Source organism: Secundilactobacillus sp. MJ173 (assembly GCF_059704265.1).
This window is the reverse complement of sequence record NZ_BAAKGN010000019.1, coordinates 38,455-51,703: the sequence shown is the minus strand read 5'-3', so window position 1 is coordinate 51,703 and position 13,249 is coordinate 38,455. Positions and strand designations below refer to the sequence as shown.

13 protein-coding genes are annotated in these 13,249 nt (G+C 43.2%); 4 read left to right on the top strand and 9 right to left on the bottom strand.

Going from position 1 to position 13,249, the window contains the following annotated elements; translation table 11 throughout:
- Nucleotides 1-105 precede the first annotated feature (105 nt).
- Entirely contained in the window at nucleotides 106-1,479 is a 1,374-nt protein-coding gene (locus AC6H04_RS02575) for an APC family permease (protein ID WP_497570217.1), read from the top strand.
- Nucleotides 1,480-1,578: 99 nt separating this feature from the next.
- Here AC6H04_RS02575 and AC6H04_RS02570 read toward each other — a convergent pair whose 3' ends face one another.
- From AC6H04_RS02570 to AC6H04_RS02545, 6 genes are all read right to left on the bottom strand, one after another.
- Entirely contained in the window at nucleotides 1,579-2,991 is a 1,413-nt protein-coding gene (locus AC6H04_RS02570; RefSeq protein ID WP_497570216.1) for a nicotinate phosphoribosyltransferase, read from the bottom strand.
- A 119-nt stretch (nucleotides 2,992-3,110) separates the two neighbouring features.
- Nucleotides 3,111-3,992 (bottom strand): LysR family transcriptional regulator, encoded by an 882-nt coding sequence (locus tag AC6H04_RS02565; protein ID WP_497570215.1) that lies wholly within the window; start codon nucleotides 3,990-3,992, stop codon nucleotides 3,111-3,113.
- A gap of 144 nt (nucleotides 3,993-4,136) precedes the next feature.
- Entirely contained in the window at nucleotides 4,137-4,457 is a 321-nt protein-coding gene (locus AC6H04_RS02560) for a carboxymuconolactone decarboxylase family protein (protein ID WP_497570214.1), read from the bottom strand.
- 2 nt (nucleotides 4,458-4,459) lie between these two features.
- Complete coding sequence (locus AC6H04_RS02555) at nucleotides 4,460-4,873, bottom strand: cupin domain-containing protein (protein ID WP_497570213.1); 414 nt, start codon at nucleotides 4,871-4,873, stop codon at nucleotides 4,460-4,462.
- Nucleotides 4,874-5,223: 350 nt separating this feature from the next.
- A complete protein-coding gene (locus tag AC6H04_RS02550; protein ID WP_497570212.1) occupies nucleotides 5,224-5,655 on the bottom strand; it encodes a MerR family transcriptional regulator in 432 nt (143 codons plus the stop codon).
- Nucleotides 5,656-5,992: 337 nt separating this feature from the next.
- Nucleotides 5,993-7,180: an NADH-dependent flavin oxidoreductase gene (locus AC6H04_RS02545; protein ID WP_497570211.1), complete on the bottom strand. Its 1,188-nt coding sequence runs from the start codon at nucleotides 7,178-7,180 to the stop codon at nucleotides 5,993-5,995.
- A 188-nt stretch (nucleotides 7,181-7,368) separates the two neighbouring features.
- Between AC6H04_RS02545 and AC6H04_RS02540 the strand changes: the two genes are divergently transcribed.
- The 3 genes from AC6H04_RS02540 to AC6H04_RS02530 are packed head-to-tail and all read left to right on the top strand — an operon-like array spanning nucleotide 7,369 to nucleotide 9,650.
- Complete coding sequence (locus AC6H04_RS02540; RefSeq protein ID WP_497570210.1) at nucleotides 7,369-7,881, top strand: TetR/AcrR family transcriptional regulator; 513 nt, start codon at nucleotides 7,369-7,371, stop codon at nucleotides 7,879-7,881.
- A gap of 19 nt (nucleotides 7,882-7,900) precedes the next feature.
- Entirely contained in the window at nucleotides 7,901-8,956 is a 1,056-nt protein-coding gene (locus tag AC6H04_RS02535) for an ABC transporter permease (RefSeq protein ID WP_497570209.1), read from the top strand.
- 4 nt (nucleotides 8,957-8,960) lie between these two features.
- Nucleotides 8,961-9,650, top strand: coding sequence for an ABC transporter ATP-binding protein (locus tag AC6H04_RS02530; protein WP_497570208.1), 690 nt, complete (start codon nucleotides 8,961-8,963; stop codon nucleotides 9,648-9,650).
- A gap of 80 nt (nucleotides 9,651-9,730) precedes the next feature.
- Here the strand turns inward: AC6H04_RS02530 and AC6H04_RS02525 are convergent, their stop codons facing one another.
- The 3 genes from AC6H04_RS02525 to AC6H04_RS02515 all read right to left on the bottom strand — a co-directional run bounded on the left by AC6H04_RS02525 (nucleotide 9,731) and on the right by AC6H04_RS02515 (nucleotide 12,822).
- Nucleotides 9,731-11,008 (bottom strand): FAD-binding oxidoreductase, encoded by a 1,278-nt coding sequence (locus tag AC6H04_RS02525; RefSeq protein ID WP_497570207.1) that lies wholly within the window; start codon nucleotides 11,006-11,008, stop codon nucleotides 9,731-9,733.
- 262 nt (nucleotides 11,009-11,270) lie between these two features.
- Nucleotides 11,271-12,365, bottom strand: coding sequence for an acyltransferase family protein (locus AC6H04_RS02520; protein WP_497570206.1), 1,095 nt, complete (start codon nucleotides 12,363-12,365; stop codon nucleotides 11,271-11,273).
- Nucleotides 12,366-12,561: 196 nt separating this feature from the next.
- Entirely contained in the window at nucleotides 12,562-12,822 is a 261-nt protein-coding gene (locus AC6H04_RS02515) for a helix-turn-helix transcriptional regulator (RefSeq protein ID WP_497570205.1), read from the bottom strand.
- Nucleotides 12,823-13,249 lie beyond the last annotated feature (427 nt).

The following is a 13,249-nucleotide window of genomic DNA, read 5'->3' as shown; positions in this document are numbered from 1 at the left end:
TTTTGCGTGTAGGAAAATTCAACCAATCAAAGTAAGCGCTTACTTAACCCCAGTGACGACAACCATTCCTTTTGCTAAAATGGCCGGTAGAAAGGAGTGGGTTAAATGGAACAACCAAACAAGCAAGCAGAAGAAGCCCCTCAGCTCAAAAAGGTCATCGGTGTATTCGGCGGTAGCAATATTTTAATTGGTATTATGATCGGTTCTGGTATTTTCTACATTGGTTCTTATGTCCTGCAACGGGCACACATGTCCATGGGACTGGCCTTACTTGCCTGGCTGATTGGGGGATTAGTCACGTTACTAGGAAGTTTGTGCTTTGCGGAATTGGGGGCGATGAATCCGGCAACCGGGGGAATTTACGTTTACTTGTCGGACGCGTATTCGCCAGTAGTGGGCTATATGTTCAACTTCCAAAGTATGGTGATTGGTGGGCCAGGATCGATTGCCGCAATCGCAATCGCATTACCAATGGCACTCAATTCATTGATTCCCATGAATGGCTTAATGGTTAAAGTCTGGGCCATCGCACTGATCGTGATTTTCACGTTGGTTAACTATTTCGGGGTGGATATCGGTGAATGGGTTCAAAACGTGTTCAACGTTTTAAAAGTGCTGCCCTTAATCTTGATCATTGTTTTGGGATTATTTTGGGGACACTATACGCCAAATCTATCGTTGGCACCGCGTAATGGGAGTACCAGTCCAGTCGATTTTATCCAAATGATGGCTTTCGCAGTGATTGCTTCACTGTGGGCTTACGAAGGCTGGACTAATTTAAACACTGTAGCGGGGGAAATGAAGAATCCGCAACGTAATTTACCACGCGCCTTAATTCTGTCCGTCGGCTTTACCACAATCGTTTACGTTTTGTTCAACCTGGCCATTTACCGGGCACTGCCAATCGGCCAAATTAGCCGGTCGATTCAGCATAATCAGCTTTATTTGGGAACTGCGGTTGCACAGAGTTTTCTGGGCCAGTTTGGGACGATTCTTGTCGCTATTGCTATGGTGTTGGCTATGATCAGTTCGCTCAACGGAATGATTTTAGCCTTTGCCCGGTACTACTACGCGGCTGCAAAAGATCATCTATTATGGAAGTCATTTGCCCACGTTAATGCGAAGCACCGGACACCAGATTTCAGTTTATTCATTCAAATGCTGATTTCTATTGCGCTGGTGATGACCCGTGAATTAGATGAGTTAACCTCACTAGTGGTGTTCTCTGGTGCTATTTTCAACTGTTTATCAGTTTTAGCGGTACCCATGATGCGTCGGCGTCAACCAGATACACCGCGCCCTTATAAAGTATGGGCCTATCCTTGGACGGTGATGATTGCCACCATTGCTTTCTTAATTATTTTGGGAAATAACTTCATTGACGATCCGGTGACTTCGATCCTTGGTCTGGTAGTTCCAGCTGTGGGAGCAATGGTCTACTGGGGTTTTCGGAAGTACTATCGTGTGGCATCAGATTAATCATCACTGCCTCAGTCATTTAAAATTAAAATTACACAAAAACAGAAAGACCGTTAAATGGTGTCCATTTAGCAATCTTTCTGTTTTTATTTGTTTAGTTTAGTTAGCGTTAATGAGCTTATCTTGTAATTTGGCTAACTTTGTCGTCATGTAAACGTGGTACGTATCGGGATTAGTTAACCGCTTAGTTTCATCAGGTAATTCGGCGATGCATTGTTTGCTGAAAGCTTGAATTTCCAGAGGACTAGCAGAAGTTTGCTTCAAATCCACTGGTTTTAACAGGGGTTCCGCGTCAAAATCGCTTAAGGTTTGAACTTTGCTAACACTGAGCGGATTACTGTCAAAAGCATCGAGTTCGTGCTGATCAGCCACTGGTTCATCAGTTAGCGCAATTAAATCGGCGAAGGCTTCTTTAGTGCCGCGATGATAGAGGCGGTAAACCTGCTTTTGACCCGGAATGGTAACTTTTTCACGGCTATCGCTAATTTTGATTTTAGGAATGAGCTGGCCGTTTTGTTCGATAGCAGCTAGTTTATAGACACCGCTGAGAACGGGGGAGGATGAACTGGTAATCAATTTTTCACCAACACCGAAGTTATCGATTGGCGCCCCTTGGTGCAGCAAGGATTCAATAATGTTCTCATCCAACGCGTTGGAAATGGTAATTTTGGCTTTTGGAAAACCAGCGTCATCCAGCATTTTTCGTGCCTGACCGGAGAGAGAAGCAATATCACCAGAATCAATCCGAATTCCCACTGGCTCGTGGCCCTTAGCCCGTAATTCCTTGAAGACGGTAATTGCGTTTGGAATCCCGGAATTTAAAACATCATAGGTATCGACTAATAAGGCACTGTTATCCGGATAATACTTTGCCCATTGACGAAAGGCGGTTAGTTCGTCCGGGTAAGCTTCAATCCAGCTGTGTGCCATAGTACCGGCTACCGGAATGGCGAATTTTTTACCCGCTAACACGTTTGAAGTGCTGGCTGCACCGCCAATCACTGCAGCCCGAGCACCATAAATCGCACTGTCAGCTCCTTGCGCACGGCGAGCACCAAATTCCATGATTGGTCGGCCACCAGCTGCGAAAGAGATTCGACGCGCCTTAGTTGCAATGAGTGACTCGTGGTTCAAAATAGTGAGCAGCAGCGTTTCCAACAGTTGTGCCTGAGCAATCGGGCCTTCCACGGTCATCAACGATTCACGTGGAAATACTGGGGTGCCTTCGGGGATAGCTCGGATGTGACAATCAAATTTAAAGTTTGCTAAGAAGTTCAAGAAGTCCTCGTCCCAGAGATGAAGGCTTCGGAAATAGTCAATATCACCGGGTGTAAATGAAAATGGCAGTGCGTCAACAATTTGCTGAAGCCCAGCAGCGATGACGAAACTACCTTGATCCGGCACTTTCCGGTAGAAAATATCAAAAGTTGCTCGCGTATCGGGCATGTCCTTTTGAAAACCATTTGCCATTGAAAATTCGTACAGGTCTGTTAAGAGTGAAAGATTCCGCATTAGTGATCGTCCAATCTTTTCATGTTTAATTGGTGTCTTGACACCCCATGAAATATTGTCTATATCTTAGCATAATTAGGCTTAAAAGTTTAATGTATTTTTATGAATTTTTGGCCAACTCAAATCATATACGGTTTAAAGGACTGAATAAACGCCCTTGTAATCGGTGTTTGAAGTCGATTTTTACGCCAAGCTAATACAGTATGGGTTTGAACACGTGGCGAGAACGGAATAAACCGCACACCTTCATGATTTTTGACATCAATCACACCTTCAATCGTTAAAGCAGCGCCCAGATTTCGTTGCACAAGTGGGAGAACGTTGAAAATTAAATTAAAATGGCCCTTAATGTTTAGATCATCGAGGTCTAACTGTGACCAATCACCCAGTAGGTGCTGTACAGCTTGGCGGCTTGAGATAATTAGTGGAATATCGGGTAAGTCTGAAGGTTCGATCACTGGTTGGGTGGCAATGGGGGACTTAACTGACGCCACTAATCCCCAACGTTCAGCGTGTGCCAGTCGTAGCTGTTCGTATTTGTTGGCATCGATTGGTTCCAGCAATAATGCCACGTCGACTAATCCCTTATCTAAGCGGTCAAACAGATCATCGCTGGTACCTGTATAGACGTTAAACGTCACTGCCGGATATTGCTGTGCAAAGGCAGTAATTTCCTCGGCCAAAATGTGGCTGCTATCGGCTTCAACTGCGCCGATACTAAGATTGCCGGAAAATAAAGCCTGACGTTGATCGATAAAGGATTGCTGAGTCTGTTCCGTGAGTGTCAGAATTTCCTGAGCACGTGTTTTTAGAAAAAGACCAGCTTCGGTCAGTGAGAGACCTCGGTTAGTCCGGGTGAATAGTGGTGCGCCAAGTTCATCTTCGAGGCTTTTAAGCTGTCTTGATAATGTTGGTTGTGTAATGTGCAGTCGTTCAGCAGCTTTTGAGATTGAACCAGCCGCATCAATGGCTAAAAAATATTCAAGCAGTCGCAGTTCCATCGTGAACCTCCAGAAAATTAGTAGGGACGATCACCATCTGTTCCCGGTTGATCGATTCCAAGACTACTATAGCTGTGTTGCTGGGGATTGACAATGATTTTCATGATCAAGTCAGCGATATTTTTTCGTGAAATCAGCGTGTCTTTAATCAGCATAAATGGTTTTGGCTATCCCAAATGCTGACCACGCTTTTGGCCACCCAGCGTAGAAGGAGAGGTGGGTAATCAATGCAACCATTTCAGTTTTAGTGACGCCATTTTGTTTGGCAATCCGCATGTGGCTTTCAAGCTGCGGAAAGAGGCCTTGTGCCATCAGTGCTGAACAAGTAATTAAGCTACGGTCATGAGCGGATAGTTCATCTTCTTTAGCCCAGACTTCACCAAATAAGACATCATCGTTAAGTGCCGCAAATTGAGGGGCAAATTTCCCAAGATTATCGCGACCAGCTGTTTGTTTTTTTACCATTTTTAGTCCTCCAATGCGTTGTACTGTTCGTCTGAAACGGGTTCTAGCCACTCTGGTGTGCCAGCAGTAATGGCAATATGGCTAAACCAGCTAGCTTTAGTAGCGCCGTGCCAGTGTTTCACGCCGTCGTGGGTAACGACAACGTCACCGGGGTGTAGTCGACGTGCAGGTTGACCTTCTTCTTGGTACCAGCCTTCACCGCCAGTGACCAGTAAGAGTTGAAAACCATCGTGATGAATGTGCCAGTTATTACGGCAACCTGGTTCAAAGGTCACGTTACCCACACCAACATTGATTTTAGGATCGTTAATCAGGTTATTGAGATAACTTTGACCAACAAAGTATTTGGTGTAGGCATCGTTCCTGTCTCCCATATCAAAGATCCCGTTTTTGACACTCGTTTCATTTTTTGTCATCAAAAAACTTCCTTTCAAAATAACTTCTTCCAATTTAAATTAAATGTTTGCGGTTTAACGGTAACTCTAATCTACGCGCCATTTTGGTATGTGTAAAATACCTGTTAATTATATTGAGTATGCTTTGAAGGCATATTAAAAGAGAGCGCGACACAACTCGGTAGATGCCAGAATTTAACGTAAATGAAAGCCTATTCCGATGCATTTTTCGGAATAGGCTTTATTTTGCGTTAAATGGCCGGAATCTGAGTTGTGGAGCCGTTTTTCTACCAGATTAGAGTATTGAACAAAAGTAAATTTTAAGTCATCTTTCAGTCAAGAAACCGGATGGAATTTTTATCAATATAGGCTTAATTGGAAGAAACCGTATCTGAGGCACTCTTTTTAGCAATATTTGAAGGTTCATAACTGTCTTGTTTCTTGTTAAACAAGATATCAGCGTAGTGAGCGACTTTAACGTTGATGGTTTCCAAATGAGTTTTGAGTTCATCAATTTCGTTAAGGGTTTGTTTTCGCTGGTCCAGCATGATTTGGTAGCGCTCGGGAACGGTTGATTCGCCTTCAATGACCAAGTCAAAGTAATGTTTGATATTTTTGAGCGACATACCGGTATGCCGCAAACAGGTAATCAAGTGAATCCACTCGAGATCCACATCATCAAACACCCGGTTATTATTCTTATCCCGTTTGACGAAGGGGAGTAACCCGTGGTCATGGTAATAACGGACAGTATAGGCGGTAAGTCCTGTTTTTTCAGCAACTTCTTGGACAGAATAAGTCATCTATGAAATTAAACTCCTTTCGATGCAATAATACGTATTAAATTAACAGCAAGTTCATCAATCACATTAACCCATCATAAACATTAGACTAACTGTAAGCAAGTGAAGCACATCATATGACGGTCAGCGCTGAATGTCAACAGCCATTGTGAGAGCTATCATATCTGATACAAACGAGGCTGGTGCCATAAGTTTATATTGGTAAGCATTTCAATTAATTTTTAGCCGGAATTAGTGTTTACTATACTTTGAATCTATACGGCAATATAGCCTAATTACGTGACAAAACTCGGTAGATTCCAGAACCTACCGAGTTTTGTCACAGCTGTTTAGTTTATTATTTACCGCCACTGAGATAGTAATCAATATTTTGATTAGCGGCATCTCGATTAGTTTGTTTAGCGGTTGAAAGCGGAATACCATTAGCACCGCTCAATGCCATTAAAATATCGAAGAATGGTGGTTTAATTCCCAATTCATCCAGATCATCAGGAGAAATTGTGTAACGAATCGAAGCTTCATCGTGGTGTTCTACTTTTTGAACCCAATGAGGTTCGCGGATATTTTCGCGGCCGAGAGCGACTAAGTCAAAGCCCGCATCTGTAGCCTTCGCAGCATCTTCGGGTGTTTGAACGTCGCCAACAACGATCATGGGTACTTTGCCTTGCAGATGTTCTTTGATCGTTTCGTTGAGTGGTGTTGTGATGGTATCGTCAGTTAACGATTTCCGCCAAACGTTACTCATTGAAATATGGAGATAGTCAATTGGTTGATCCTTTAACACATCAACGAACTTCAAGGTGTCATCAAAGGTGATCCCTGGTTTTTCGATTTCTTCAGGGGAGATTCGATAGCCAACGATAAATGGTTTGTCAGCATATTTGTCGACGGCTTCGTTCACTGATTTAATGACTGCTAGTGGGAATTTCATCCGCTTTTTGAGTGTGCCACCCCATTCGTCGGTTCTTTGATTAGAATTAGGGGAGAAGAATTGTTGAATCAGATAGGTATTGGCACCGTGAATTTCCACACCGTCAAAACCCGCTTGAATGGCCCGACGAGCTGCTTCACCAAAATCAACAACGGTTTGTTCAACTTCCTTGGCTGATAAGGCGCGGGGCTGTTCAGAACCTGCCCGAGCGGCTGCAATTGCACTGGCGCTAACGGGTTGCTTGCCTCGAAGAACAGATGATGTACTCATTCGACCAGCACTAAAAATCTGTAAAACGGCTTTAGTACCGTTTTGCTTGATTGCTGAAGCCAACTTGTGCAACCCAGGGATGAACTTATCGTCGGCAACGCTGAGTTCACCTTCAAATCCTTTACCCTCATCATTAACGTTGGCTACGGCAGTGATGTAAAGTCCGACACCACCAGAGTGTTTACGATAATAATCGATTTCGTCTTCGGTGACGTTACCATCGTGAAATGCCATGCATTCGGTCAAAGGTGGAATCACAACCCGATTCTTCAACGTAATATCCTTATTAGGAAATTTGAAAGTATCTAGAAATGAATACGACATGAATAATCCCTCCATTCGTTTGTGATTATTATAACATGATACGGGGTGCAAAACTTACAAATTGTAAGCTTACCTTCAAATTCAAATAAGGTTCAAATTAATATTGACACCGTGTCACTATCTGATATACTAATCTAGTCGATGAAAGTGACACGATGTCACTTGCTTCAGAAAGAGAGGGATTCATCATGGTTTCATCAACATTTGAACATTTATCAGCAGAAAAACAGGCTCGAATTCGTCAGGCACTTTTGAATGAATTTTCGCATTACCCGTTAGCTGATACTCAAGTAGCGCGTATTGTGAAGGACGCCAATATCGCTCGAGGTGCTTTTTACAAGTATTTCGATGATTTAACTGACGCTTATCGCTATGTGTTTGGCGTTGCTATGATTGACATTCATCGGACGATGCCGAAGCGACCAACGCTGGATAATATCGATGAATACGTTGATTCTATCCGCCAGTTTATCTTAGAGGCTGATGATGCAGGTTATCGTGAATTAATCAAGTTGCACTATCAATACAATGAAGGTTTTCTTGGCAGGAGACCCACGACAATCCCGTCAGATGCTGATAGTGCAAAAGAGTGGGCGATTACGGCTTTATACCACCAAACAGTACGTGATGTTGTGCTGGATCCAGAGAGTATGGATGAGCGCATCAAACAGTTACGTGCTGTTTTACAAAACGTTAAATAATTGAAGGAGAACTGTCTATATGTTTTTAGCCCTTAAAGAAATTAAGAAAGAAAAGTTCCGGTCAGGTTTGATTGTGGCCATGATTGTGTTAATCGGGTATCTCATCTTTATTCTAACCAGTTTGGCCCTTGGCTTAGCCCAACAGAATACGGATGCCATCAATTCATGGGATGCCAAGCAGATCACCTTAAACTCAAATGCCAATGTGGATATGCGGCAATCGTTTCTGACTAAAAAACAAGTTGGCCACTTGAGTAAGCAAGAAGCCTTGATTGGTGAAACTTCGGTGGTTGCTAAGGCTAAGAGTCATAAGCAGCTTTCAGCCGTATTTTTAGGTCTAAATGAGGATCAATTTATTTATCAAAATCTCGATCTTCTTGAGGGTCATCGTGTAACTAACAGTCATGAACTGGTCGTGGATACAGCCTTTAAGCAAGAGGGGTACAAACTTGGCAGTCAGTTCAAACTAAATGGTGACAACCAAAAATATACCATCGTTGGCTTTATCAAAAACGCTAAATTAAATATTGCGCCGGTTGTTTACGGCCAAATGAACGATTGGAAGAGCTTACGCGCGATTACTGTTGGACCGGTTGGGTCAGCAGTTGTTTCCAAGGATGCAAATTATCAAAATAACGGCCATGGTGCTAAGACGTATTCCAAGGACCAAGTGGTCAACAAACTGCCTGGTTACCAAGCTCAAAACGGCACCTTTATTTTGATGATTGGTTTTCTCATGGTCATCTCGCTGATTATTATCGCAGTTTTCTTGTACATCTTAACCATGCAGAAACTGCCTAATTACGCGGTGTTGCGTGCTCAAGGCGTGCCAAGTAAAGTGCTCGTTGGTGCAACGATCTCACAATCGATCTTGTTAGTCGTTAGCGGCCTAATCGTGGCAACATTATTCACGGTTATCACTGCTTGGATAATTCCAGCGAACGTTCCCATGGCGTTCGATATTCCTGTCCTTGGGGGCGTTGGCATCGGGTTGCTGGTCATGGCCATGATTGGTGGTTTGATTCCAATCAAATCCGTTGTTAGTGTCGATCCCGTTACCGTTATTGGAGGTTAAATCAATGAGTTCATTTGCAGTTAAAAACGTTAATCAAATTTTCGGTACGGGGACCGCAGAAGTTCATGTTCTCCACGATGTGAATTTTGAGGCCGAACCTGGCACTTTGAGTCTGATTATGGGACCTTCGGGATCCGGTAAGAGTACGTTTCTATCAATCGTTGGTGGCTTATTGACGCCCACGTCAGGAACAGTAGAAGTCAATGGTATCAGCTATAACGAACGCTCCAAGAAGGAACGCGACGCTTTACGGCTAGATTCGATTGGGTTTGTGCTGCAAGCCTACCATCTATTACCGTATCTCACCGTGGCCGACCAGTTCAAGTTAGTTGATAAGATTAAACCCAAAGGAAATCTCTCTAGCGAAGCCTTAACAGATGTGCTTGAAACCTTAGGAATCAACGATCTGTTGAATAAATATCCCAGTGAATTATCAGGTGGTCAGCAACAGCGAGTTGCTATTGCGCGGGCACTGTATCCGGATCCGGCCATCATATTAGCGGATGAACCGACAGCTGCACTGGATAGCGCACGGGTGGCTGTTATCGGCAAGCTTTTGAAAGACCTTGCTGTTAAGCATCATAAGGCTGTAGTGGTGGTGACCCACGATAGCCGTTTGGTTGATTCGGCGGATCGGTTGTACGAAATGAAAGATGGTTATCTGACTAAATCAACGCCAGAAGTATCTAGGTAACGGCGTATTTTTCGGTATTTTAATAACCACATGAAAGACTCCCCACCGTGATTAATCACAGTGAGGAGTCTTTGTATCGTTTACCAACTGAATTGTTCGTAATACATGTTTTCGTGGGATACTCCCGCTTGTATTAAAGCATGCTGCCAAGCTTGTCCCATGCGTGCTGGACCAGAAAACAGGTACAACGCAGGCATTGGAGCTATTGACGAAACCGCTTTGGCAACATCGAAGCGACCGGTTTGAATGTGCACAGTCAGTGTTGATCGTTGAGCAGCGAGTGCCTTTAATCGTGGTACGTAGATCAAATCAGTGGGGCGATGAGCTGAATAGTACAGTATGATGGGTAATTGTGGGTAAGCCTGGACTAGCGCCAGCATAGGAACAACACCTGATCCACCAGCTACGAGTACTAATGGCTTTGCTGGATGTTTAGCAATCATGGTATTGAAGAGGCCAAAACCGCCAGTGAGGTGTGCTTCGGTATTCAGCGGCAGGTTTTGCACAGATCGGGTAAAGTCACCGTCACCACGAATGGCCAGCACTAACTGATTATCCTGAACAGCATTGACAACGGAGAACGGATGTAGTTCACGTAATCCTGCATAATCAGGGAAGCTAATGAAGACGTAATCCCCGGGTTTAACCGTGAGTTGATGGCGTGGCTTTAAACTAAAAGTAAATTCGAAAAAGTTCGGTGCTAGTTCACGTTTTGCCGTAAGCTTACCGTGTGATAACCACCAAGTATCGCGGAGTTTAGCGTAGGCATACGCAAGTGCGACTACTGCGGTGTAACCGTCAAACCACCACATATACGGATGGATTGCCGTGATATAGCCAATGAGCTGCACGTGGATGAACACGAGAACGACAGCAATTAGATTGAGGCGGTGCAACCAAACTGAAAATTCATGTTTGAAGACTTGCTCCAGCCAATGTTTGAGCTGTGCTAAAGCAGGCACCTTGTCTGTGAGCCATCCGGCCATGAATACTAATGAGTACACCATCAAGCCGATGAATAAAATAAGAGCAATATCGCCAGTCGTTTTGACCATGCCACCGGAATGGGTCCCCATTTTATGAAGGAAAGCCAGGATAATAGCGAAAATACTCAGGCAGCCATGTACCATGTAGACACTTGGCAGGCCAATCAGACGATCTAGCCAGTGTGGCCGAGTTGCCAGATAGATAGCGACTAAGAACCAAACGTAAGCGATGGAACCAGCTTGGATAGCGAGACCCCCACTAGTAAATTGACCTGGTAAACCCGCTGCCAAAGTCAGTACTAATGGGAGAGGAAGAATGAATAATACAAGCACCCAGACGAGACTGAGCAGTTTGGGAAAGCGTTTGAGCATGACATCACCCTCTTAGTAACTCGATTTTTGGTCTTATCCGTTCATACATGCCCATTAGGGTTAGTAATTGTAATCGGAAAATTTGATCTGTATCAAGTTAACACTTAAGCTATTGGTGCGCCAGTCCTTGTGACTGAATCTTATGTATCTTATACATTGCTTAAAGTGTTGGTTGCCATTTTTGAGAAGCTATGGCAGTGTCAAACTTTAGGCGCAAAATAGCGTTGCGGATGCTCTATTCAGAACTTCCGCAACGCTATTTTTAATTATGATTGCTAAGTCGAGCCCAAATCGCATGAATACCAAACGCTGAGCCAAAGGACAAACACCACGTCAGTACGTAAACAACTAGAATACCTATCAGGGGGTGCGCCGTTATCAAGGTTTTGCCAAATAACAGCCACAAAATTTCAGACCAAAAAACGTTGGACAAGTATGCCTTATAGGCAAAGCCAGCAAATTGATGCACGAAGTTTGTGAAGGGACGGTTAGCTTTCACCTGATGCAGACACAGTGCAGCGAATAGACCAATGACTGCTAGGTCATAGATCGTCATTGACGGTTTGTAGTAGGGGGCATTACTTAGTTTGATTGGGAAGCCATAACTGAATAATTCATGGTTAGTCCACCAGAGTGTAACCACGAAAACAAGCACAATTGCTGGCCACGATTTCATGATGAATTGGTTAAATTGTTGGCGGTATTGCCAGGCAAGGACACCGAAGATACCATAAATCAAAAAACTGATAAATAAGCGGTCAAATAAGTACCAGTCAGTGGCATGTGGACCACTGAATACCTGCGAGTCGTAGAACCATAACCACAGACCGGCGATTATGACGGTACAGCTAGTCGTCAATACACCACGTTTCGCGTTTTGCCCGCACCAGCGTCCGATAGTCCAGAACAAAGGCATTAAAATAATGAATTGCAGCATCATGGTGTTATACCACAAATGAGGAGCAGCGTTTCCGTTGATAAATTGCCACAGAAAAGTGCCAAGATTATGGTAGTGATTAACTTGCTGCATTTGTGGCATGATCAGTAAATAGATCAACGTCCACCAAATTGTTGGTATGAAAAGCGTGTGCCAGGTGTTTTTAAAGTATTGATGATATGTTAGATTACGATTATTAATGGTCGTACGAGTTGTGGTGTAAAGGATACCGAAAATGAAGGCCGGCGCAGTATATTTAACCAGATTATACAAAACACCAATCCAAATCTGTGCTTGAACACTGGGACTCGTTGTTAACGCGTAGCTCAAAATGGGCTGCGACATCACGGCAGTACATGCGCCAAGTTTTAGATAGTCTCCAATATCGGCTTGGGGGTGAATTAATTGCGAATTAGTCATGAGTTATGTCACCTTAGTTTTGGTTTAAGAAAATTAATCGTGAGATAGTTTAGTGGTTTTGTGTAGGGGTTGCAAGACTAGCATTATTCAGAATGATGTTTCAAAGCTTTGCTAAAACAATAATATCATAATTAAATACCCGTCAGATATGATATCTGACGGGTACAAATGACACTAAGAATTTAAAGTAACGTAATCAAAAATAGTTTCGCTGATAATCAGCATCCAGTTTGAGTAACAAGTCTGCAGACAAACCAGAACGGGATTCAATGCGTCGAGCCATTTCAGTCGTTAGACAACGCTTATGGGTCAGTAATTCTAATACTTGTTGCGTGCTGATACCCAACTGCTGTGCCATTTTATCGGAACTGATCTGGTAGTAGGGCATGGTTTTACGCAAAATATCAGTACGAGCTGTTTCGTGGTAGTAGCGAACGAGATTAAATCGGTTTGGCATTCTTAACACCCCTTAAAAACAATTCACTTATTTAGAATCAGTCACTAATGAATTCAAATATGTTGTGAGATCACTTTTCGAATCAAATGTTTGCGGGTCCACGTATGCAGTTAAGGCATCTTTAACAGTTTGGGGCGATCCTTCACTAATCGATTTTTTCAATTTCTTTTTTCTTATGCGTTTGTTGGTCATACAAAAAAATTCCTCTCTTAGAAATGAAGTTTAACGTGTACGCATAGTCATCTTTTGATGATATACGATAGACTACCGGTAAACGTTGGTTAAACACATTAAAAACAACCTACAATTCTCACCAAAATAGTAGCATAAATTAAGTGCAAATGCACTTATTCAACGTTATTAATTGAGTGAATTTGAGTAGGCTGTTTAATACGATAGGAATGTGTTGAAGATTAAAGTGATTTTT

Coding starts and splice junctions, on each gene's coding strand:
- AC6H04_RS02575 (WP_497570217.1), top strand. CDS start 106: ATGGAACAACCAAACAAGCAAGCAGAAGAAGCCCCTCAGCTCAAAAAG.
- AC6H04_RS02570 (WP_497570216.1), bottom strand. CDS start 2,991: ATGCGGAATCTTTCACTCTTAACAGACCTGTACGAATTTTCAATGGCA.
- AC6H04_RS02565 (WP_497570215.1), bottom strand. CDS start 3,992: ATGGAACTGCGACTGCTTGAATATTTTTTAGCCATTGATGCGGCTGGT.
- AC6H04_RS02560 (WP_497570214.1), bottom strand. CDS start 4,457: ATGGTAAAAAAACAAACAGCTGGTCGCGATAATCTTGGGAAATTTGCC.
- AC6H04_RS02555 (WP_497570213.1), bottom strand. CDS start 4,873: ATGACAAAAAATGAAACGAGTGTCAAAAACGGGATCTTTGATATGGGA.
- AC6H04_RS02550 (WP_497570212.1), bottom strand. CDS start 5,655: ATGACTTATTCTGTCCAAGAAGTTGCTGAAAAAACAGGACTTACCGCC.
- AC6H04_RS02545 (WP_497570211.1), bottom strand. CDS start 7,180: ATGTCGTATTCATTTCTAGATACTTTCAAATTTCCTAATAAGGATATT.
- AC6H04_RS02540 (WP_497570210.1), top strand. CDS start 7,369: ATGGTTTCATCAACATTTGAACATTTATCAGCAGAAAAACAGGCTCGA.
- AC6H04_RS02535 (WP_497570209.1), top strand. CDS start 7,901: ATGTTTTTAGCCCTTAAAGAAATTAAGAAAGAAAAGTTCCGGTCAGGT.
- AC6H04_RS02530 (WP_497570208.1), top strand. CDS start 8,961: ATGAGTTCATTTGCAGTTAAAAACGTTAATCAAATTTTCGGTACGGGG.
- AC6H04_RS02525 (WP_497570207.1), bottom strand. CDS start 11,008: ATGCTCAAACGCTTTCCCAAACTGCTCAGTCTCGTCTGGGTGCTTGTA.
- AC6H04_RS02520 (WP_497570206.1), bottom strand. CDS start 12,365: ATGACTAATTCGCAATTAATTCACCCCCAAGCCGATATTGGAGACTAT.
- AC6H04_RS02515 (WP_497570205.1), bottom strand. CDS start 12,822: ATGCCAAACCGATTTAATCTCGTTCGCTACTACCACGAAACAGCTCGT.